Annotated in this window: 20 protein-coding genes; 9 read left to right on the top strand and 11 right to left on the bottom strand. The window is 42.2% G+C overall.

What is annotated here, in order from left to right; genetic code table 11:
• Nucleotides 1-44: 44 nt before the first annotated feature.
• From TY16_RS17000 to TY16_RS16990, 3 genes are all read right to left on the bottom strand, one after another.
• Nucleotides 45-2,333 carry a UvrD-helicase domain-containing protein gene (locus TY16_RS17000; RefSeq protein WP_043933015.1) on the bottom strand — a complete coding sequence of 763 codons (2,289 nt, stop codon included), beginning with the start codon at nucleotides 2,331-2,333 and terminating at the stop codon, nucleotides 45-47.
• 541 nt (nucleotides 2,334-2,874) lie between these two features.
• A complete protein-coding gene (locus TY16_RS16995; RefSeq protein ID WP_043933014.1) occupies nucleotides 2,875-3,297 on the bottom strand; it encodes a GNAT family N-acetyltransferase in 423 nt (140 codons plus the stop codon).
• 3 nt (nucleotides 3,298-3,300) lie between these two features.
• Nucleotides 3,301-3,819, bottom strand: a complete 519-nt coding sequence (locus TY16_RS16990) for a 2'-5' RNA ligase family protein (protein ID WP_043934810.1) — start codon at nucleotides 3,817-3,819, stop codon at nucleotides 3,301-3,303.
• Between the two features lie 498 nt (nucleotides 3,820-4,317).
• Between TY16_RS16990 and TY16_RS16985 the strand changes: the two genes are divergently transcribed.
• On the top strand, nucleotides 4,318-6,531 hold the full coding sequence (locus TY16_RS16985; protein WP_043933013.1) for a WD40 repeat domain-containing protein: 2,214 nt from the start codon (nucleotides 4,318-4,320) through the stop codon (nucleotides 6,529-6,531).
• 287 nt (nucleotides 6,532-6,818) lie between these two features.
• Here TY16_RS16985 and TY16_RS16980 read toward each other — a convergent pair whose 3' ends face one another.
• A complete protein-coding gene (locus TY16_RS16980) occupies nucleotides 6,819-7,541 on the bottom strand; it encodes an alpha/beta hydrolase (RefSeq protein ID WP_043933012.1) in 723 nt (240 codons plus the stop codon).
• Nucleotides 7,542-7,728: 187 nt separating this feature from the next.
• On the opposite strand from TY16_RS16980, the gene TY16_RS16975 reads away from it, so the two are divergent.
• Entirely contained in the window at nucleotides 7,729-8,265 is a 537-nt protein-coding gene (locus tag TY16_RS16975; RefSeq protein WP_043933011.1) for a phosphatidylglycerophosphatase A family protein, read from the top strand.
• A 132-nt stretch (nucleotides 8,266-8,397) separates the two neighbouring features.
• Nucleotides 8,398-9,234 carry an STAS domain-containing protein gene (locus tag TY16_RS16970; protein ID WP_043933010.1) on the top strand — a complete coding sequence of 279 codons (837 nt, stop codon included), beginning with the start codon at nucleotides 8,398-8,400 and terminating at the stop codon, nucleotides 9,232-9,234.
• Between the two features lie 82 nt (nucleotides 9,235-9,316).
• On the opposite strand, the gene TY16_RS16965 is transcribed toward TY16_RS16970, so the two are convergent.
• Together TY16_RS16965 and TY16_RS16960 are read right to left on the bottom strand one after the other, a co-directional pair.
• Entirely contained in the window at nucleotides 9,317-9,586 is a 270-nt protein-coding gene (locus TY16_RS16965; RefSeq protein ID WP_043933009.1) for a GNAT family N-acetyltransferase, read from the bottom strand.
• A gap of 146 nt (nucleotides 9,587-9,732) precedes the next feature.
• Nucleotides 9,733-9,948: a hypothetical protein gene (locus TY16_RS16960; RefSeq protein ID WP_043933008.1), complete on the bottom strand. Its 216-nt coding sequence runs from the start codon at nucleotides 9,946-9,948 to the stop codon at nucleotides 9,733-9,735.
• A 224-nt stretch (nucleotides 9,949-10,172) separates the two neighbouring features.
• Between TY16_RS16960 and TY16_RS26645 the strand changes: the two genes are divergently transcribed.
• Nucleotides 10,173-10,322 (top strand): hypothetical protein, encoded by a 150-nt coding sequence (locus tag TY16_RS26645; RefSeq protein ID WP_197028414.1) that lies wholly within the window; start codon nucleotides 10,173-10,175, stop codon nucleotides 10,320-10,322.
• Between the two features lie 26 nt (nucleotides 10,323-10,348).
• Here the strand turns inward: TY16_RS26645 and TY16_RS16955 are convergent, their stop codons facing one another.
• Nucleotides 10,349-11,059: a DUF421 domain-containing protein gene (locus tag TY16_RS16955; protein ID WP_043933007.1), complete on the bottom strand. Its 711-nt coding sequence runs from the start codon at nucleotides 11,057-11,059 to the stop codon at nucleotides 10,349-10,351.
• 127 nt (nucleotides 11,060-11,186) lie between these two features.
• Between TY16_RS16955 and TY16_RS16950 the strand changes: the two genes are divergently transcribed.
• The 3 genes from TY16_RS16950 (at nucleotide 11,187) to TY16_RS16940 (ending at nucleotide 14,797) form a co-directional block, all read left to right on the top strand.
• Nucleotides 11,187-11,615, top strand: coding sequence for a hypothetical protein (locus TY16_RS16950; RefSeq protein ID WP_052342773.1), 429 nt, complete (start codon nucleotides 11,187-11,189; stop codon nucleotides 11,613-11,615).
• Between the two features lie 174 nt (nucleotides 11,616-11,789).
• Entirely contained in the window at nucleotides 11,790-14,165 is a 2,376-nt protein-coding gene (locus TY16_RS16945; RefSeq protein WP_043933006.1) for a M14 family zinc carboxypeptidase, read from the top strand.
• A 140-nt stretch (nucleotides 14,166-14,305) separates the two neighbouring features.
• Entirely contained in the window at nucleotides 14,306-14,797 is a 492-nt protein-coding gene (locus TY16_RS16940) for a cupin domain-containing protein (protein ID WP_043933005.1), read from the top strand.
• Nucleotides 14,798-14,932: 135 nt separating this feature from the next.
• Here the strand turns inward: TY16_RS16940 and TY16_RS16935 are convergent, their stop codons facing one another.
• Entirely contained in the window at nucleotides 14,933-15,253 is a 321-nt protein-coding gene (locus tag TY16_RS16935) for a winged helix-turn-helix transcriptional regulator (protein WP_043933004.1), read from the bottom strand.
• 226 nt (nucleotides 15,254-15,479) lie between these two features.
• On the opposite strand from TY16_RS16935, the gene TY16_RS16930 reads away from it, so the two are divergent.
• Both TY16_RS16930 and TY16_RS16925 read left to right on the top strand, forming a co-directional pair.
• Nucleotides 15,480-16,073, top strand: a complete 594-nt coding sequence (locus TY16_RS16930; RefSeq protein ID WP_043933003.1) for an NADPH-dependent FMN reductase — start codon at nucleotides 15,480-15,482, stop codon at nucleotides 16,071-16,073.
• Between the two features lie 619 nt (nucleotides 16,074-16,692).
• Complete coding sequence (locus tag TY16_RS16925; RefSeq protein ID WP_043933002.1) at nucleotides 16,693-17,919, top strand: MFS transporter; 1,227 nt, start codon at nucleotides 16,693-16,695, stop codon at nucleotides 17,917-17,919.
• Nucleotides 17,920-17,971: 52 nt separating this feature from the next.
• On the opposite strand, the gene TY16_RS16920 is transcribed toward TY16_RS16925, so the two are convergent.
• From TY16_RS16920 to TY16_RS16910, 3 genes are all read right to left on the bottom strand, one after another.
• Nucleotides 17,972-18,373, bottom strand: coding sequence for a cytochrome-c oxidase (locus tag TY16_RS16920; RefSeq protein ID WP_043933001.1), 402 nt, complete (start codon nucleotides 18,371-18,373; stop codon nucleotides 17,972-17,974).
• A 177-nt stretch (nucleotides 18,374-18,550) separates the two neighbouring features.
• Nucleotides 18,551-19,972: a S8 family peptidase gene (locus TY16_RS16915; protein WP_043933000.1), complete on the bottom strand. Its 1,422-nt coding sequence runs from the start codon at nucleotides 19,970-19,972 to the stop codon at nucleotides 18,551-18,553.
• A gap of 110 nt (nucleotides 19,973-20,082) precedes the next feature.
• Nucleotides 20,083-20,271, bottom strand: a complete 189-nt coding sequence (locus tag TY16_RS16910) for a hypothetical protein (protein ID WP_043932999.1) — start codon at nucleotides 20,269-20,271, stop codon at nucleotides 20,083-20,085.
• Nucleotides 20,272-20,784 lie beyond the last annotated feature (513 nt).

Below are 20,784 nucleotides of genomic sequence, written 5' to 3'. Positions count from 1 at the left end.
CACAAAAGGGCACCCTGCGTTAATACAGGCGTGCCCTTCTCTTTTTATTTCTTCAAATCATTCCTCACTGGAGTCAAGAACCGGGTCGGATGAGCACTCCGGTTCCGACGCATCGACGGAACTGAGATATATAGCCGTTCCATCGCTCGGGTAATCGCGACGTAAAAGAGGCGCCTTTCCTCTTCGAGTGGAGCGGAATCCCCATTTCGAAGGCTTTCTAAAGCATAGTCATGAGGCAGGCTTCCATCGACAGCACCAATAATATAGACGGTTTTATATTCAAGGCCTTTGGCGCGGTGAATGGTGCTCAAGGTAATCGAACTTGCGAAATGCTTGCTGAGGCTCTTAATTTCCTTGTTCATGGCTGTCATGTGGTCCGCATGTTCAAGCAGGGCATGAATATTCCCAAAGCTCTTAGCGGCAACTTTAAGGTCTTTGACATCATCCGAACCTTTTTCGAGCTTGTTGCCTTCACTGCCGCGTTTCTTAAGATAGTCAAGGAACCCAAGATCTTTTTCAATCCGCTCGATCGCAGTGAATGGAGAGATACCCTTCATTCCTTTAATTGCAGTTACTGCAGTTTTGAGTTTTTTCATCTGAAAGGCATGTGCCGTTTTTACCTTGCCTAGCGCCTCAAGCGCACTGCAATCATCAAGGATGCTGGCTGCCTTTATGTCATTTAGAACCTCCTGCTTTAAAAACAGGGCAGGAAGGATGGCCGCGACGGCCCCGATATCATCTTCATCCACCGCAAGCTTGAGAAACCCAAGAACGGTTTTAACTGTGCGCCTTTCGTAAAAAGACTCCGCATCCTGCTCGATTCTGAACGGCAGATTTGAGGAAGCAAGCCTTTCAAAAACCGCCCGCGATCCGGCATGTGTCCTGTAAAGGATGGCAAATTCACTTGGGTCGGAACCAGAAGCAATTTTCTCTTGAATATCCGTCACAATCATCGTGGCCTCTTCTTCCTCATCATGAGGGAAGAAGACGACTGGCGGAAGTCCGATAGACATATTTGCGGCCATTTCTTTCCTTCGCCGTTTTTTATTATAGGAAATAATCCTGTTTGCAGCAGCAACGATTTCATGTGAGGATCGGTAATTTTGATTGAGCAGAATCAGCCTTGTTCCAGGAAAGTCACTTTCAAAATTAAGCAGGAATTCCGGGGAGCTTCCTCGGAACGAATAGATTGTCTGGTCATCATCGCCAACTGCACAAACATTTTTTGATCGGGCAGATAGCATCTTGATTAACTCATACTGGACTTTGTTAATATCCTGAAACTCATCAATCAGGAAATAATGAAAACGTTCCTGGTACATTTGAAGGATTTCCGGTCTAGACTGGAATAGCTCATGGCAGCCGGTCAGCATATCATCAAAATCGAACAAGCCTTGAATCTGCTTGAATTGCTCATAGCGTTCATAAAGGAGCAATGCTGTTTCTTCCCAGTCGGACTCAGCCTTGACATCCTTTGGCGAAAGTAGCGAATTTTTCCAAAAGCCGATTTGCTGGAGTGCCAGGTCATAAGCATAATCCTTTTCGGAAAAGCCGAGTTCCCGGCCGGCGTCTTTAACGATTTTTTCGCGCTGCCATTCCTTCTTCAACAGCTTGTCCTGCCGCCATTTCCCGCCATCGGCATGCATAAGGATCCGGTAAAAGATACTGTGGAATGTCCCTGAAACTAGCTTTGAGAGTCTTTCGCTCCTCATGTTTGGATACCGAAGCAGACGCGATTTCATTTCCTGGGCGGCTTTTGTCGTAAAGGTAACCAGCATGATTTCAGAAGGATCGATCCCGCCAACGTCCATCATATAAGCAGTTCTAGCCGTCAGTACACGTGTCTTTCCGCTCCCAGCTCCTGCAAGGACGAGAATTGGCCCTTCGGTTTGCGTGACAGCAGCCGCCTGATTTCCATCAAGAGTGAATCCTTCCGCTTCTAGAAGCTTTAAGTAGTCGGGAGGATTCTCGAGTGTTGGGATGGTTTCCACCTTTGATCTGGTGCTGATTGCCAGGGCTTGCGCGGCCTGGTAGCCAATTGTGGCAGTTGCTGTTCCGATTGCCCGGCCTTTTGGGAGCCTGAAGCCATGTGACTGTGTCTCTCCAGTATGGCTGGCTTCATGAACGGCTGGAGCCTCCGGGCATTCTTTTGCAGGATGATATATATGATAAAAATGCGGTTCCTTTTCTATTCCGAGATAGAGTCGAACCGGCTCAAGGCAGGAAGGGCAAGACAACTGGCCATTCCTGCCTGAAAGATAATAATGCTGATAACGGTCACGTCCAAGTGTATCCAAATGGACTGTGCTATTTTGGAAGAGCGCTGATTTCATAACATATCCCCATATCTAGTAAAAAGTACACAATCACTATCATACCAGAGAACAGGAACACCCGAAAGTTTCGAATTTCCCAGTTCTATATCAATATGGGGGAAAAACTGATACTTCTATCTAAACAAATAATGAGAAATTCCAACTTTGAATAACCCTCCAAATGGATTAGTCGGATAGGTGGGGAATGAGATTAATGAAGCATCCACAAAAAGGCTTTTACTAGACGGAAACTGTGTAGACGGAGCGAGATTCGTCTAGTAAAAGAGATTTTCTCGACGGAATTAAGGTCGTCACAGTGAGATTCGTCTAGTAAAAGAGCTTTACTCGACGGAACTAGGATCGTCACAGTGAGATTTGTCTAGAAAAAAGGTTTACAGGACGGAACTAGGATCGTCACAGTGAGATTTGTCTAGAAAAAAGGTTTACTAGACGGAACTAGAATTAATCTTAGGTGGAATCTAATATCAGTAAGAGTCGGCATTTCAGGTAACGTGAATCAAAAAAACTCCAGCCTTGTTGGACAGGCTAGAGCTTTTTGCTAGATTGTTTTCATCATCGTTTTATGAGGGATACCGGCATCCAGGAATCCTTCGGATATGACTTCATAGCCGAGCCTGGAATAGAACGGGATAGCGTGAACCTGGGCATCCAGTTTTAGCTTCGATACACCCTGGCTTTTAGCATATTCCTCGATTTTATTCATAATTGCAGACCCGGCTCCTGTACCACGGGCCTCCTGCAACACGCAAATTCGCTGTACCTTCCCATAGCCATCGATCACCCGAAATCGCCCCGCTCCAACAGGCTTTGTCCCATCATAAAGGACAAAATGAGCGCATACGTCCTCGTACTGATCGATTTCTTCCTCTTCCGGAACATGTTGTTCCTCAATAAAAACCGTTCTTCTGACGGAAAAGGCATCTTGCCTTTCCTTTTCACTGCTGACTAAAACGACATCCATCTTCTATTCTGCTTCCTTTCCTAACCGGAATGTTTCATAAACTGTCCACTGTCCGTTCTCTAGCTGATAGAGCAGATGGAAACGATCAACTTCTTCTTCATGAGTGATACCTTGCATTTTTACTGAGTTATATACATCTGAATGTTCAGCATCTGAAAGCTTCTGGCCAATAGTAATGTGCGGGACAAACGCAAATTGCGTCCCTGGAGCGCCGGTGATTTCGTTCAATCCTTTATGGAGGGCTTCAATTTTTTCATCAGGCTCTATTTTTACATAGATAACATTGTTAACAGGATGAAAGGAGCTAATCTTGGATGTCCTGATTGTGAACGGGTTGTGCTGCCGTGAAGTATCGCGAAGATTTACAGCCAGTGAATCCGCCTCTTCTTCTGAAGCCTCGAACGCATCGACCAGTGTAAGGTGTGGGGCAATCAAGGCATAATGAGGGTCATACCGCTTGCGGTATTGATTTACCCAATCCTGAAGCTTTTTAGATGGAAAAAGTACAACTCCGAATCTCATACGACCTACCTCCAAGATCCATGAAGCTTCATTTAGCCCATGGTATTTGTCTTTCTGAATATTATAGCAAATGTACCATGGAAAATATAATTTCAAGCAGCTTTTTACAAAAGTTAAATAATTTTCCCAACATATAACTGTTTTCATTGCATCATAAGTGTTTTTCATCCGTTGGTAAAAAGCATATTTTTGCCACCGCCTCTCCCTTTTCTATTTTCGCAATCTCCTATAAACCGAAAGACCTAAATGGTATATTTGGACATTTTATCGTCTTTAGAGTCACTTTCTCGTCCTTACAATCACTGTTTTAATGATTAAAATATATGTGGTAGTGAATTCTGAATTTTCTCTCAAGCGGCTTATTTTGTTTTTAGTGGAGGTGAACACAACTTATTGAAAGCGCATACATTGAATTTCCTATTTTAACTGTTAATTCAGCATAGCTTATTGCAAGAATGGAATTTGATGTTTGTAAAATACATTGGAGGTGGATTAGGAATGCGTGGAACAAAACGCTTTTCCCTAAAATTTATACTAGCTTTTACGTTATTCGTATTGGTATTTGCTCCTTTGAATCAGGCCGCAGGTAATGATTTTCTATTTCCTGTATATTCACAACCAGAGGAAATTGGTTTTCCCTTAAGTGGTGGTACAACGATTTATGATGGTGCTGTTGGGATTGAAGATGGACATTATGTCATGTACACAACATCGAAAGGTATTCCAGCTCAGTTTAGTGTAATTGATCTCGAGACCAAGGAAACGGTACGTACGCTCTTAATGGAAGGGGCGAATGACTCTTGGCATCATGAAGTTGCACCTGATGGAACCGTGTATGTAGCAGGTGGTCCATATCTTTGGGGATATTCACCAGAAACGAAAGAAATTACTTCTCTTGCTAAAATCCCTGAAGCCTCCTTGTGGGCTTTAGCAGTTGATGAAGATAATAATGCTTATATTGGCACCTACCCTAATGGGAAGGTATTCAAATATGAGAAAGCTACCGGACAATTACATGACTATGGAAAAATGATCGGCGAAATAAGTCAGGAATATGTTCGTTCCATGGATTATCATAATGGTTTTATTTATGCTGGTACGGGTCATGACAAGCTTATGAAACTGAACGTCGAAACAGGTGAAAAAGTAGACATTGCCGATGAATTAAATGAAACCGGTTTTGTTTATGACTTAAATATCGTAGATAACCGATATATTTTTGCTAGATACTCTGTTTCAAAGAATATGTATGTCTACGATATCCAACAAGAAAAATGGTTAGATGTCGTATTAACAAATGTTACAGGTTTACACGTGGCTGATTCGCTTGAAAGCAATGTTTATTTTGTAGCTGACAGTAAGCTAAAATATGTAAATCTTGAAACATTACAAGTTCATGAAACAAAAATGGGATATGGAAGTGGCCTTCGCGGTGCAGACTGGGTAGAAATAAAAGGTGACCCGAATCTTCCAGGAAAAAGTCTTGCCACGATCACGTTTTCTGGTGATGTCGTATTTTTTAATATCGAGACAGAAAAGGTTGTAAATTATCCAAAAATGGTTCCCCCAACAGCAAATGTCACAAATAAATTTTTCGCCTATTCAGAGGATAAAATCTATATGAGTGGTATGACGGGAGCTGTAGGTGCCGTATATAACCCGCTAACAAATGAAATTAAGAATATTTCTTTAGGTCAAGCTGATGTTATGCACGAAATGGATGGAAAAATGTATTTTGGTCTATATCCTGAAGGCAGCGTGCAAGTTATTGATCCAGAGGTAAATCCATATCAAGCACCTACCAAACTATTTGTAATTGGTGAAGAACAGGAAAGACTCCATTCGATGACATCTGGAAATGGTAAACTATTTGTTGGCAGTATCCCAACATATGGTAAATTAGGCGGAGCTCTCACTGTCTTTGATGGGAAAACTCATAAAGTTTTTAGGAATATTGTTCAAGACCAGAGTGTAAACGATATTGTATTTAAAGACGGAAAAGTCTATGGATCTACTTCCATTACTGGTGGTTTAGGAAGTACTCCGACTGCAGAAGAAGCAAAATTATTTGTCTTTGATGTAGAGACTGAACAAAAGACAAAAGAGGTTTCACTCAATATTGACGGTCTGGATAAGCCAACACACATCGGACAATTGAAAGTGGGATATTATGATGACTATATTTGGGGAGCTTCCTCAGGTTTTGTTTTTGCATTGGATCCTGAAACACTTGAAGTCGTAAAAAGTGTCAATTTGGATCCTAACCCTGCAATTGGTGCCTGGAATAACGTACATCTAGAATGGTCAGAAGATGGATACTTATATGCCAATGCTGGTAACAAATTATTCGTTATTGATCCAATTACATTAGCATTTAAACATATTACAAACACAATTACATTTACACTAGGAAAAGACGGGAACATTTACTATGCCCCTATTGAAAATCGTACAAAGTTATTTAAAATCGAAGTAACCAGCAACAATAAAGGTATTGAACTAGATAAAATAGAGGCAAAAATTGAAGCCATGAATAACAACAATTTACTTGAAAATAGCCAATATAAACAAGCAACCAACCAAATCAAGCAAGCTCGACACTTTGAACAAAAAGGTGAACTGGACAAAACAAAGCGTCATCTAGACAAACTAAAAGAACATATCGAAAAGTGGGATATTGACCAAGAGTTGAAAGAATATTTATTGAGATAGCTGTCCAGCCGTGTCCCACCATATTATTTAGATGATGTTGGATAAATCGCAAATAATTAAAGCCGATTTTCCCTAAGATTTTGGAAAATCGGCTTTTATGTTCATTTATCGTTTGCAATTCCATTCTACATCTATAGGTTTAATCCATCCGTTTTACTCGCACAAGCACAAACTATCCACAACGTAAGGTAAAGTTACCTATAATGAAGTCTTAATAAAATCATTTTTTCTCATTTTTTTCTAAAGTGCTGTTCCGTCTATCTATTCTTTTCCGTAAAAATCAATTGTTAGAATAAAGATTTCAGCCCATCGTGAAGCCCCGGCTGCCAGTACTTCCATGTGTGTCCGCCGTCGATTTCCTTATACATATGGTTGATGGACTTTCCAGACAGGGCAGCTTTCAATTCGCGGTTTGGAGTTAGAAAATCAGCAATTTTTCCATTCGGAAGCTCAGCGGCATCTTCTTCCTTGCCGATGGTATGATAGATGTCCAGAGTGAGATTGTTATTAAAATCCCCGGCTGTCTTAAGGACACTTTCATTTACATAAGGAGATTGCAGAAGCACCTTGCCGAACGTGTTCGGATAAGCCAGTGCCGCCATTAGAGATACCGTGCCAGCGAGCGAATCACCCCCGAGTGCCCTGGTCGAACCCATTTGCAAGGTCGGGAATTCCCTGTCAAGGTATGGAGCAAGCTCATGGGCAAGGAAGCGTATGTAAGCACGATGCTTTTCGCCTTCCGGGTGATACTTGCTGCGGCGATCTTCCACATCTTTATACGGAATGCCAATAATAATAAGATTTTCAATTTCTTTTTTTGCTAAAAGTTCATCTGTTATTTTCCCAATCCTGCCGAGCCTGAAATAATCATGGCCATCCTGGACAATTAGCAATGAATATTTGTAGAGGTGTGAGAAGGTGGCTGGCAAATGAATAAGCAGCTTCACTTCCTCGTTTAATGCGGCGCTTTCAATAAGCACCTCCTGAACTGTTCCGCGTGGGTATTCCATGGGATTTTCCTCCGTCTTCTTAGTAGCATCGGCTAACCGTTCAGACGGCGTCATTTAGTCCAGGCTAGCCTATAACACTCGCATTTTACCATATGATGTATAAAAAAGCAGTTCAAAAAGGTTTCACAGTGAAACAGGATTAGCAATGTTATAATAGTGTTATTGTGAGAACGGAGGAGACTTGAATTTGACTAGAGTAAATAGCAAAATTGTAACCGCTGCAGCACGAAATTCTTTGTGTGACCGCGGTGTTTCTATCGAAGCAATAGCAACGATTGTATATGAAATGCAGATTCCTTACCATGAAGGCCTGACGATTGCCGAGTGTATTGATAGTGTTGAAAAGGTACTGTTAAAACGGGAAATTCAGCACGCCATCCTAGTAGGTGTTGAACTGGATATGCTTGCGGAGCAGAAAAAACTGTCTCAACCGTTACAGTCAATTATTGAGAATGATGAAGGCCTTTTCGGAATTGATGAGACGATTGCCTTTGGTGCTGCGTTAGGATATGGAAGTATTGCTGTCACAACGTTTGGCCACCTGGATAAGAACAAAATTGGCATTATCAAGGAGCTTGACACCAAGAATGGCACGGGTGTACATACGTTCCTTGATGACATCGTAGCCTCCATTGCAGCAACTGCGGCATCGAGGCTAGCTCACCATAAGCGCGACCAGGAAGAGGCCCTTGAGGAACTGGCTGAGGTTGAATTAATCGTTTAAGAAAGTCCCATGGCTTCTGGGGCTAAAGTTGTTCTTCAAAATGGTTGCAGTTGAATAAAAAATACACTATAGTCCAATTAAAGCCATATTATTACTATTAATGTAAAAAAGATAGGGGATACCAATACGGACATGGACAAGCTGACTGAAGTTTCCCGTTATATTCATGAAAATGCAAAAGACTTGGCCAACAGGATAGTTGAGTTTAATCTCGAAAAACTTGATTTTGAAGTGCCCGAGGAAATTGTAACCAAATCAATTTCCTATCAAGAGGACTTTCTTGTATTCCTATCGCAGGCAATCACCTATAAAAATGAAGAAGAAGTAGCGAAGGGATTCATTGATTGGAACGAAGCACATGCACAGCGCGAAGAAACGGTGCTTTTGGACAAAGTTTCGAGTCTTATCAAACCATACCCTGAGATCAGACGTCTTTTTACAGAAATCATGTATGAAATCAGCGGGAATCATGGGGTATCGCTAGAAGAGTTCAAACTCATCATATCAAGGATGAATTATGCTTTTGATATAAGCCTGACAGAATCCATCATATTTTATGAGGAATATCGAACCGAGATAGCTACAAAAAACCGGAAGGAATTTCTCGAGCTGTCCGCACCAATTGTACCTGTCCAAAATGGACTCGCGGTTTTGCCGCTGATAGGGACGATCGATTCTGAGCGCGCGGAGCATTTAATGAAAAATGTCATTCCTAAATTTCCGCAGCTTAGAGTAAATGAACTGATTCTCGACTTTTCCGGTGTTGCAAATATTGATGTGGATGCGGCGGAGCATGTTTTTAATATCCATAAGGTCCTTGAATTGCTAGGCATAAAAGCGATCATTACTGGACTGAGGCCCCAGCTGGCGAGGGACATCATTTCAAGAGGCATTAATTTCAATTCTATCAGGACATATTCTACTGTGCAGCAGGCACTGGTTGATTTAAAGAAAGATAAATTTGAATGATAAAAGGACAGAGCGTAACTTCTTAGCTCTGTCCTTTTTTACGCCTAGCTTTTCTCCCCAAGGCGCTTCCGCTTCTGTTCAATTAAACCAATAGGTCCTTATGTTCACCTTTGCCAAGGACATGCTTTGCATAGGAGCATTGAGCATCTATGCGTTTATTTTCCGTCCGTGCAAACTCGGCAATCCGGTTAACCAGTTCCTTGCCTAGGCCCTTGCCGTTATGCGACTCATTTACATTTGTATGAGTGACAGTGATGACACCGTTCTCCTGCGGAACATATTCAATCGTTGCGACTTTCTCGCCGCCTTCTTCAATGTAAAACTCATTATTTCCTGATTTGACTTCAGCCATTGCAAACAGCTCCTTTCTCTCCTATAACGTACCCTATTTTCCTTACAAGTTAACGTTATCACCATAGGTTGGATCAAGGCAAATCCTACTTATTAAAAAAAAGATAATCCCCCGCCACTTCCGGCAAGGGATGATTATCCAATATCTCAACTGACGCGTCTTGGTTTTTCCGGCATGGCAGAAAGGATATTTTCAAGTTTAAATGTTCGCATTTTCCTTCGCAGCAGGCAAAAAGCGTAGACATCATTGCCTTTGACCCCGCGGATAATCATTTTCCGCTGTGTCAGCTCATTTTTCTTTGACAAGTAAATGACTTCAAGAGGCATATTTTCTTTCATCGAACGGAGAAGCATTCCATTCATATCACACACCTTCTTTCTATTCCTATTATACGCGAACAAACGTTCTATATTCATTCATTTTGCTTGAAAAAATGAATTTTTTTCAACATATAAATTTAATGACCCCTTCTGTAGCCAGTTGCCAATTCAAGTGTGTTTGGCCCAAATAGTCGATTAAAGCAACATTATTGAAACACATATCAGCCATCTTATTGGAGAAGCTAAAAAAAAAAGGAGGTTTGAAGGTGAAAAAGTTTTTCTTGATCTTTACACTGGCTTTTTTATTGTTTTCAATCACAGGCTGTGGCAATGATGAACGGCCGGAGGAAGGCGAAAAAATTGAAGACGTCGAGGAAGAAGACGAAATCGGTGATGGCGAAGTGGATGATGAATAATCGAAAGGAGTGCGGTGGCACTCCTTTTAATTATTTTTATACAAAAAGATGTTTAGGTCTCCTTTTTTATCAAGAGTTGCGAGAAGAACGTCATTCACGTTAACTCCATAAAGCTGTTTAAGCCTGTCAACAACCCAGTCCTTATCCCTTGATGCTTGCTGAAGTTCTTCATTATTGAAACGTCCCTCCATAATAATTGTTCGTGGAAGGTCGAAGGGATCTAATTCCATTTTGTAATGAGCAGGGGTAAGTGGCTGATAGTGTGGGTCAACAAAAAAAGATATCTTCCCATCAGCCTCCCAAATCGACAATGCAACTTTCTTGATAGAGTCGATTTGACGCTCGCGCATTTCCTCAAGCAGTACATCCAAGGAAATTCTGGCTTTCTTCATACCGGAATAAATAATTTCGCCGTTCTCTACAATGGTAATTGGAGCATTGTTGATCATTTTCCGAAATCGAGGGGACTTGAGGATCCCGTAAATTCCCATAACGTAAAGAATGACTAGGACAATTGTTGTAACTACAGCCCCTTTCATGCCAAGACCTGGGTCGGAGAGGGGATGGGCAATGATATCGCCAATGACTAGCGCAATGACAAAGTCAAGCAGCCTTAGTTGGGAGATGGCACGCTGGCCCAAAACCTTTGCGATAATAATTAAAAAGAGGAAACCAATTACTGCCCGAAGCACCCATTGGAAAGCCGTAAGAGTTTCCTGGCCATGCAAAAATTCCATAACAAGCACATCCTCCACTATGATGCTTACACTAGCATTGCCTAGTTCAGGGGGATTCAAACAGCCTTGTTGAGCGATTAGGATAAACGGACTGATTGGCTTATATAATGGGTATGGATGAGGTGAGGTGAGGATTGTGAAAAGCAGCAGCCGGACAAAGCAAATTGTTGCAGGGCTGATATCGGGATTCGTTCTGGGGCTATTCCTTAAAGCAGCAGAGGCATTCACTGGGGCAAAGGTGTATATTCTCCTTTTAAACGTTGACTATGTTCCTTTTCTTAATCGTTTAGTCCTCCCTGAGGCAGTGGAGTTTGGGATTCATTTGCTTATATCCATCATAGTCAGCACGGCTCTTGGATCGAGGCGTCGAAGTAAAGAGTTTTACATTATTGCTGGAATGGTGATTGGAATTGTCTTATATCCAACCACACTATTGTCAGACCGAACACCAGGACTGTTAGATTTCCAGGCTATTTTTTATTGGCTGGTGGGTCATGGGATATATGGGTATACATTAAGCATTTTTAATGCAAAAAATAAACATCAAGCTGCCTAGATGAAGGTGGCTTTTTTGTCTCTGTATAGGTAATAAGTATGAAACTATGCATGATTTTGGGTGGAGAATAGGAAATTCCCCCTATTGTGATAAGTTTTCTAAGTTATTAAAATACTAAATGAAGTATAAAAATACATAGTTTTGATTGGTTATACAAAACGGGGAGGTAAGGACATGAAAAAGAAAACGGTTGTGGCCAGTTTACTGACTGCAAGTTTGCTTGCAGCAGTGCCTATTAGCGCACCGCTTGCTAGCCCGGTCAAATGGGTGAATGTTAATGTAAATGAGGAGCAGGACGGGAGCAAATTTAACAACGAAAACTATGATTTTATGAAGTTCTCTGAGGTTGGCAAAAAGCTCGATGAAATTTCAAAGCTGTCAAATCGTGTAAAGGTCGAAGTAAAGGGCGTATCTTCTAAAGGCTATCCATTGTATGTAGTTACGATTGCAGACCCACAAGCGCAGGGGAAGTTTGGGAAAATCCAGTCTCTGAGGAAGCAAATGTTCAAGAATCCCCAAAAGGCACAGGATTGGATTGCTGCAAATCCTGACTTTAAGGTTCCTGTAATGATAAATGGATCGATTCACGGAACAGAGTTTGTCGGCACCGATGCAGTCATGCAGCTGATTGAACGGTTCGCAACCGAAAATGATTCGGTAACAAAAGATATTCTGGCCACCAACATTTTAATCTTCAACGTTGTCCAGAATCCGGACGGCAGGGTAGATGCAACCCGGTTTAACGGTGAAGGCATTGACTTAAACCGCGATTTCATTACTCAGTCGCAGCCAGAAACGAAGGAAACCGTCGCCCTGCTGAAAGAATGGAACCCGATGGTGTTCCTTGATACCCATGGCTATGTGAAAAATTATGGGCCTAACCTGCAAGGCCTGATTGAACCTTGTACGCCTCCGCATAATCCAAACTATGAATATGACTTATATCAAAAATGGGCATTTGGACAAGCCGAGGCAATGGAGGCCGAAATCCTCTCCAATAAATCGGAGTACAGCGGCAATCTATACAAGAGTATGGAAGGCGCGTATATCCCGCAGCGCGATGATGCTGCCGGCTGGGATGATTATCCGCCAGTTTTTACGCCAATGTATGCGATGTATCATGGTGCTTATGGACATACACTTGAAGCACCAACCAATGATGAAGACGGCGTCCGTTGGATGTACGATGCAATCATGGGTGCTTTGGAATTTGCCACTGAAAATAAACAGGAAATGATTGCAGACCAAATCGAAATGTTTAAGCGTGGCATCAACTTCGACCATCCTTATCACGAAGAAGGTCATTTCCCTAATGCCTACATCCTGCCGGTCGATGAAAAAGATCCGACGGTAACAGAAAAAGCAGTCCAGCACTTGATTAACAACGACATTGAAGTTGTAAAAGCTTCGAAGCCATTTACGGCAGGCGGCAAGTCCTATCAAAAAGGAACGTACATCGTCCAGATGGATCAGGCAAAAGCGGGCCTTGCAAATACGATGCTTTGGGATGGAGAAGATATCTCTAACGACACACCAGCCATGTACGATATTTCAGCATGGAGCCTTCCGGAGCTATGGGGCTTTACAGCCGACCCGGTTCATGAAGAGGTTAAGGTTGTTTCTTCGAAGGTCAACCAAGTTGCAAGCCAGGGAGCGGTTTCTGGAAAAGGGCCTTTCTTAATTCCGAATAGCTCAGTGAAGGCGGTAAAACTTGTTAATGACTTGTTGAAGCAAGGTGTTGAGATTAAGCGTGATGCAGAAGGCAATTTTTATACGGATGCTTCAGCAAACACGATTTCAGCTGCAGTCAAGGAATCAGGGTTTCAAGTCAGTTCAGCCAGTTTCCCTGCTGATGCAGAAACAATCGAAAATCTGAATGTAGCAATCCTTAAGGATGGCGGAATGGGTAAAGCACAATCACATTCCGGTACTAAACTAGCGTTGAAGCGTCTTGGCTTTGGCGTAACCGAGTTAACACCAGTCGAAGTTGCCAAAACAGGTTTATCCGGATTTGATGTTTTTGTCTACAGCGGCACGGAAAGCTTGATTTCTACAAATCTAAGTGCGGCAAATAAAGAATTTGGCTTTGAAAATGCTGAACAGTTGGAAACCTTTAAAGCAAATCTAAACAACTTCCTTTCCAATGGCGGAAAGTACATCGCGGTTGGTGCAGGTGCATCAAGAGCAACAAAGACGCTTGGATTAACTGATAACACTATCAATACAGGCGGGGGCAACAGTAACGGTATTGTAAAAGTTGATTATGATGGAACTGGATTGACAGCCGGGTACAGCCAGGACGATATTGGCTTTGTTTACCGCCCAGCCTGGTATACAGTTTCAGGCAATGATGAAGTTGCGGCAACCTTTGACAATAATCAGGACTTCTTCTTAGCAGGGCACTGGAGGAATCGTCCCGATGTGTCAGGCCAGCCAGTTGTCCTGAAGGAAGAAAATAAGGATGTAACCTTAATTGGACTTGAAGCAGGATTCCGGGATCACACCGATTATCTATTTAGACTCCTTTCAAATGCAATTTTTACAAAATAAGCTTGTGAAAAAGCCTGGAGGCATCAAATTGCCGCCAGGCTTTTTGTCTTGTGCAAATGGATTTACCTTTCGATGCTTTGCGGCCACGAGCAACAACGCTTATACTTGGGAAGAATGTTTGTAGTCAAGGAGGAAGTTAGATGAATAATGCGGAGTATTGGATAAAAAAGCTTGAACTGGAGCCACATCCAGAAGGCGGATATTTCAAGCAAACCTTCAAATCGGATCAAGTGTTGGAAGGAACAGAAAAAGCACTATATACAAGTATTTATTTTCTGCTCAAGGCGGGTGATATTTCGCATTTGCACCGCTTGAAGTCGGACGAACTATGGTACTTCCACGCGGGAAACGCGTTATCCGTCCATATGATTCATGAAAATGGCGAGTATGAGGAAGCAAGGCTAGGCCTGAATGCTGAAAAGGGGGAAGTTCCACAGGTTGCAGTTCCGAGACACACAATTTTTGGATCATCCCTTCTTGAAGAGGATGGCTTTGCACTAGTTGGCTGCATGGTCTCTCCAGGCTTTGAGTATGAAGAATTTGAGTTATTCACCCAAGCCGAACTGCTCAGGGACTATCCGCAGCATAAGGACATTATTGAAAAAATAGCGTATGAAGAACTACCTGAATAAAAATTACGCGTAACAAATAAGGATGGAAACATTATGATCCTTTTGCATTTAGAACAAAAAAGCTTCAGAATATAAAAACAAAAAGGCTGTAATCGCTTTAATTTAATTAGAGCAATTACAGCCTTCAATTATTTTTTAAGCATTATGTGCTTCTATCCACTCTTCCGACCATTTTTCTATTTCTTTCATTAAAGGCTGGAGTGAGCGCCCTTTTTCTGTCAACGAATATTCAATGCGGACTGGTGTTTCCGGAAATACTTCGCGTTTAACAATTCCTTCTGACTCCAGGTCTTTCAGCCTCTCGGAAAGAACCCTGCCACTAATACCGATTGTAGATTCTATATTACAGAAGCGTTGCGGCCCGTTCAGAAGCTGGTAGATAACCAATCCTGTCCACCTTTGGCTCAACAAACTCATTGCTTTTTCAAATCTTGGGCAAACTTGTTTTGGGTCCATGTCACCACTCCTTTCTATATATTATACCCCCAATCTAATAATAATTAAATATTTATTTGAAATTAAATTACTTGACATACATAAGTATTATAAATATAATTACTTACATAAAGTAACTTACTTGCGATGTTAAATATCGAACCACATTTATGCAAATGCCTATTTAAAACACTTTATTTTGCATTGTGGTTAGAAATACATCGTTACTAAAATAGGTGGTGTAGGTATGGGTCTTTTTGACAAATTATTCGGCAAACAGCCAAAGGAGGAAACATCAATGACAACAGAAAAACTCAACATTGGTATTATTCTTGGAAGTACTCGTGAAGGCCGCGTTAGCCCGCAGGTTGGCGCATGGGTGAAAGAAATCGCTGATAAGCGCGGAGATGCAAACTATGAAATCGTAGATATCGCAGACTTCAAATTGCCATTCCTTGGCGAAGCGGATGCACCTGGAATCGCACAATGGAACGAAAAGCTTGCAAGCCTTGATGGCTTTGTATTCATCGTTCAGGAATATAACCACAGCATCACTGGCGCTTTGAAAAATGCTCTTGACCTTGCTCGTGAAGCTTGGAACAACAAAGCAGCTGGTATCGTAAGCTACGGCTCTACTGGCGGTGCACGTGCAGCTGAGCACCTTCGTGGAATCATGGGTGAATTGATGATTGCGGACGTTCGCACACATCCAACATTGTCCCTGTTCACTGATTTCGTAAACGGTGCAGAATTCAAGCCACAAGACATGCACCTTGACAACGTTAACCTAATGCTAGACCAAGTAAATGCTTGGAGCAAAGCTCTTAAAACTGTACGCTAAGAACAAAAGCGCAAGCGCCTGGTCATCACCGTATGGCCTGGAGCCTCTCCAACTGAGATAAAGGAAACACGAAGAGCCGGAGGCGATTCGATGTTGACTTATCGTAGGGCGGAGAGCGAAGGACACTAGGTGTTAGGTGCTGAAGCTAGACGTACAAAAATGAGTAAATATATAAAAGTGGCTGCCCCGTCATGTGATGGGGCAGCCTATTTTGTGTTTGGAAGACTAGGGTCGATGAATGACAACTCTAGTGTGGTTTGCTATCAAAATGTCATTCATAACCATGATGAATGACAACTCGAGTGTGGTTTGCTATCAAAATGTCGTTCATAACCATGATGAATGACAACTCGAGTGTGGTTTGCTATCAAAATGTCATTCATAACCATGATGAATGACAACTCGAGTGTGGTTTGCTTCCGAAATGTCATTCATAGCCATGATGAATGACAACTCGAGTCCGCTTTGCTGTCAAAATGACAATCATAGTCTTGGTGAATGCCAGTTCATGCAGGGTGAAATTTTCCCAATATTTAATCCCGGAATTCGCCATTAAAGTTTCAGATAATTGTGCAAAGGGATGGTATAATTAGGGAAATATTGGTGAAAGGATGAAACAATGAAGGCATGGAAAAATCCGATACTTTTGTTATCGGGAATAGGGATCTCGTTTCTAGGCAGCTGGATTTACTTAATTGCACTAAACATATCAATCCTGGATATTACGGGATCAGCGGCAGCGGTGGCAGGGCTTTACATCATGCGGCCGATCGCTTCATTATTAACAAATACATGGTCAGGAAGCATCATTGACCGGGCAAATAAGCGGAAACTTATGATACTGGTCGATGTTGTCAGGGGATTTCTTGTTCTGCTCCTTCCTTTTACAGACTCTTTGTGGTTTATATATTTTCTCTTACTTCTGACCCATATTGCAGGTGCATTTTTTGGCCCATCTTCATCTGTGTATATTACTAAGCTGGTTCCTGAAGAAAACAGAAAACGCTTCAATTCGATTATGACGATGGCAAGTTCGGGCGCATTCTTGCTTGGACCGGCAATCGCAGGTTTTTTAATTATGAATTGGGGCACCGACTTATGTATTTTTATTAATGCGATTTCTTTCTTCGTTTGTGCATTGCTAATTTATTTTTTACCTGATGTTGATGAAAAGACAGCCGAGATTCGTGAGCCAATCAGTTTGAAAACACTCATTACAGATTGGAAAGCCGTTAATGCATTTGTTAAAACAGCAAAATTTTTTATACTGGTTTATATCTTATACCAGACAGCCACTTTAATAGGCTTTGCACTGGATCCACAAGAGGTTACCTTTATTAAAGAAACCTTGAATTTATCGACACGGGATTATGGCCTTATAGTCAGTATTACCGGTGCTGGTGCACTGGCAGGGTCTTTTACTGCGGCGCTTGTTACAAAAAAAGTTCCATTGAAGCTTTACCTTGGCGGCGGAATGATTCTTACGTCAATTGGTTATGTTACGTTTTATTCGTCGTTTAACTTCATAACCGCAACCGTTGCATTTGTATTTTTGGGCTTTTTCATGGCTTTTGCGACAACAGGCTATGCAACTTTCTTTCAAAATCATGTACCGGTTGAACTTATGGGCAGATTCGCCAGCCTGGCAGATATGGTGCAGGGTATAATCCAGATCGGTCTGACGTTACTAGTCGGCTTTTTAGCAGAGGCAATTTCCGTCCAACTGGTTACTGTTTCGTTTGCTGTAGCAGGAGGATTAATCTCGAGTGTATTGTTATTAGCAATCATCAGGCCGTCCAGGGCGAATTTTTTTCGGGAAAAAACGAGCAGTGCCGTGGCTGATTGACGATTATAAAGTAGAAGGGAGGCACCTGTAAAAGGGCCTCCCAACTATGATACTAACCTTTATTAGAAAGAGTGCGAACATCCTTTACACTGACATTTTTCAAAACGTTGATGACAAAGAAGAGAACAGACAGGACCAACACATTCGGGAATATCATCAATAAAAACATGAGGGATTCATTCCCCAGAAGTAAAAACGATAGGCCCAGCATGAATAATGGCAATGAAATGTTATAAAGCCAGAAATGCAGTTTTGCTAAAAGTGTTTCACCAGCCCTTGGAAAAAGAACATAAATAAGACCGAATAACCCCATTGAAGCCCAGCCAACCAGGTTAATATGTGCGTGTGCTCCCATCAGCCTGTGATCGCCGGCTATTTCCATACCCACTCCCATAACGACCCCGACTAAAAAATATACAGATGCAACCTTTAAAAAAAGTGCTCCCAGTCTCATTTCCCAACCCCCTTAAAAATTTTTCGAAACTTTGTCACAGTATAAATATACTGAAAACGTTTTAAGTATATGTATGGGTAAAAGGTAATGATGAAAAAAGTCCCGCTGCTTTGAGCGGGACTCTTTTATAGTTTTGCCTGGTACATAATCGATGCTAAAGGGAGGGGAGGATAAGTCTTATCTTACGAGCCAATCTAACAGGCTTCGAGTGGGACGTTCACGGCGTTTGTCCTGTTTGCTTTCCTGAGTTAGCTTAAGAGATTTTTTAATATCAATCATCCCACTGCCAAACTGGGTATCCTTTCCCTTAGAGCCAAGATCGATAGCAGAACGCTGCATAATCCTGATGACCTCACGATTTGAAAGCTTCGGATTCTCGGAACGGATTAAGCCTGCCAGCCCTGCGACATGGGGGGCGGCCATGGAAGTCCCGGACAAGGCGGCGTAACGATTAAGGAAATATGTGCTTGGGATGTAAACACCAGGAGCAGCAATATCTACATAAGGGCCGTAATTTGAAAACTCCGCTAAAGCCCCTTCATGGTCAACCGCGGAAACAGCCAAAACCTCGGGGTAGGAAGCAGGGTAGGTTGATTGGCGGGAATTGTCATTTCCCGCGGCAGCTACAAGAATAACATCCTTTTTGTACGCATAATCAATCGCTTCCTTCAATACCCTGGAGGGCTGATAGTTGCCAAGGCTCATATTAATAACTTGGGCACCATGATCAACCGCCCAATAAATTCCCTTGGCAATATCAAATGTGGTTCCATAGCCTTCTTTCCCCATTGCCTTAATAGGCATAATTTTATTATACCAAGTGATACCTGCAACGCCTTGACCGTTATTGGTCTCAGAGGCGATGATGCCTGCCACATGCGTACCATGACCATTGTCATCATCAGGATCCCTGTTTTCGGCAAGTACATTATACCCCTTGACTAAACGATTCCTGAGATCCGGGTGGTTGAGATCCACACCAGTATCTATAAAGGCAATCGTAATATCCTCCGAACCACGGGAAATGGACCAGCCGGATTCAGCTCCAATCACCGGCAAATTCCATTGATATTGCTCCCGGTAGAACACATCATTCGGAACTGGGACGTCATTTTGCATGAGGAAATATTTCGGTTCAGCAAACTCAACATCCTTCCTTGCTGAAAAATAAGCAAGAAGCTGGCTGGTTTCCATGGAAGCTGATTTAAAAATGTAGGTTGAGCCAAGCTTTTTCAGCATAGTTCCATTAATTCCCTTGTTGATGGCAGTAATTGTCTGTTGTGTAGGCTCAGTTAAGAAATCAACGACCACCTCATCATGCACATAATGGCTCGCATCTTTCTCATTATGGTAGATCATCGCAACTTCCGGATCCTTTTCAAGTAGAATCCGCGTCTGCCCGCCATTCCAAACATTATCAAGCTCTGTTATTCTGAGTTGATGGCCATCTCGTTCCCCTAAGAGCTGCAAGCCATCAGTCGTCTGCTGAACACGAGATTGTTCATTCCGATTAGGCTCACCGTCATCCAGATAAAAAGCCCCGGCAGCAAAAAGCCCGACAGCAACAATCCCGCTAACAATAACATATTTGTTTACCAAGACACGTCACCCCGTATTTCATCTATAAGATTAGGGTGGATTTGGGAGGGGATAATTAATGGAGGAAATTAGAGGAAAAAATAAAAGCTGCCGAATTGGCAGCCAGTTTACTAAAAGAATGGATAAAAATATAGCCCGATAATCGAGACAATAAGCCCAATACCTGAAAAACTCTCTAACAGGGTATTGTATCGTTTATTGGATGAAACTTGGTCAGTTTTTCCATAGAGGAAGAAGAAGAGCATAATAACCACGGACAAAAACAAAATAAAGGCAAACAACACAGATAGTAAGGTCATTTTATCACCTCCAGTAAGTCTTTAATTGTCGGATAATCACACCTTTATTATAGCAAAATGGATTGCCCCTAAAAGTGAACAATCAATAACAAAGTACTGGGCAATAGTGTAGAAAAAAAAGCCCTTCTTGTTAGAAGGGCCATCTTTATAGTATCAGAAAGTATATCTTTTCTTTAAGAACTGTCTAGCTTCAGCGCCTAGCGCCTAGTGTACTTGGGTCCCCTCGTTACGATAAGTCAACATCGATTCGCTTGCACTCATCGTGTTTCCTTTATCTCCTTCGAGGCCCTCCACAAGGAAGGCTTCGGCAGCATCAGCATCGCACGAAGAAGAGTGATAGCACAAGGAAAGCGCCCCCGAAATTACATCGCACGAAATTACGCGATAGCGTAATGAGGATTTTCGAGGAGTCCATACGGCGCTGGGGCACTAAGGAAAGCTCCTTAGATTAATCATCGCAGGGACAGGCGATTTTTGCCTGTCACGAAGGCGCTTCCGCTTTTCTCGGAGGAG

This window comes from Bacillus sp. EB01 (assembly GCF_000613125.1).
GTDB lineage: Bacteria > Bacillota > Bacilli > Bacillales > Cytobacillaceae > Bacillus_D.
The sequence above is the reverse complement of the archived record's forward strand: the minus strand, read 5'-3'. Positions and strand labels throughout refer to the sequence as shown.

What these genes read in the sequence shown, in the direction of transcription:
- TY16_RS17000 (WP_043933015.1), bottom strand. Translation starts at nt 2,333, where the DNA reads ATGAAATCAGCGCTCTTCCAAAATAGCACAGTCCATTTGGATACACTT.
- TY16_RS16995 (WP_043933014.1), bottom strand. Translation starts at nt 3,297, where the DNA reads ATGGATGTCGTTTTAGTCAGCAGTGAAAAGGAAAGGCAAGATGCCTTT.
- TY16_RS16990 (WP_043934810.1), bottom strand. Translation starts at nt 3,819, where the DNA reads ATGAGATTCGGAGTTGTACTTTTTCCATCTAAAAAGCTTCAGGATTGG.
- TY16_RS16985 (WP_043933013.1), top strand. Translation starts at nt 4,318, where the DNA reads ATGCGTGGAACAAAACGCTTTTCCCTAAAATTTATACTAGCTTTTACG.
- TY16_RS16980 (WP_043933012.1), bottom strand. Translation starts at nt 7,541, where the DNA reads ATGGAATACCCACGCGGAACAGTTCAGGAGGTGCTTATTGAAAGCGCC.
- TY16_RS16970 (WP_043933010.1), top strand. Translation starts at nt 8,398, where the DNA reads ATGGACAAGCTGACTGAAGTTTCCCGTTATATTCATGAAAATGCAAAA.
- TY16_RS16965 (WP_043933009.1), bottom strand. Translation starts at nt 9,586, where the DNA reads ATGGCTGAAGTCAAATCAGGAAATAATGAGTTTTACATTGAAGAAGGC.
- TY16_RS16960 (WP_043933008.1), bottom strand. Translation starts at nt 9,948, where the DNA reads ATGAATGGAATGCTTCTCCGTTCGATGAAAGAAAATATGCCTCTTGAA.
- TY16_RS16955 (WP_043933007.1), bottom strand. Translation starts at nt 11,059, where the DNA reads ATGGAATTTTTGCATGGCCAGGAAACTCTTACGGCTTTCCAATGGGTG.
- TY16_RS16945 (WP_043933006.1), top strand. Translation starts at nt 11,790, where the DNA reads ATGAAAAAGAAAACGGTTGTGGCCAGTTTACTGACTGCAAGTTTGCTT.
- TY16_RS16940 (WP_043933005.1), top strand. Translation starts at nt 14,306, where the DNA reads ATGAATAATGCGGAGTATTGGATAAAAAAGCTTGAACTGGAGCCACAT.
- TY16_RS16935 (WP_043933004.1), bottom strand. Translation starts at nt 15,253, where the DNA reads ATGGACCCAAAACAAGTTTGCCCAAGATTTGAAAAAGCAATGAGTTTG.
- TY16_RS16930 (WP_043933003.1), top strand. Translation starts at nt 15,480, where the DNA reads ATGGGTCTTTTTGACAAATTATTCGGCAAACAGCCAAAGGAGGAAACA.
- TY16_RS16925 (WP_043933002.1), top strand. Translation starts at nt 16,693, where the DNA reads ATGAAGGCATGGAAAAATCCGATACTTTTGTTATCGGGAATAGGGATC.
- TY16_RS16920 (WP_043933001.1), bottom strand. Translation starts at nt 18,373, where the DNA reads ATGAGACTGGGAGCACTTTTTTTAAAGGTTGCATCTGTATATTTTTTA.
- TY16_RS16910 (WP_043932999.1), bottom strand. Translation starts at nt 20,271, where the DNA reads ATGACCTTACTATCTGTGTTGTTTGCCTTTATTTTGTTTTTGTCCGTG.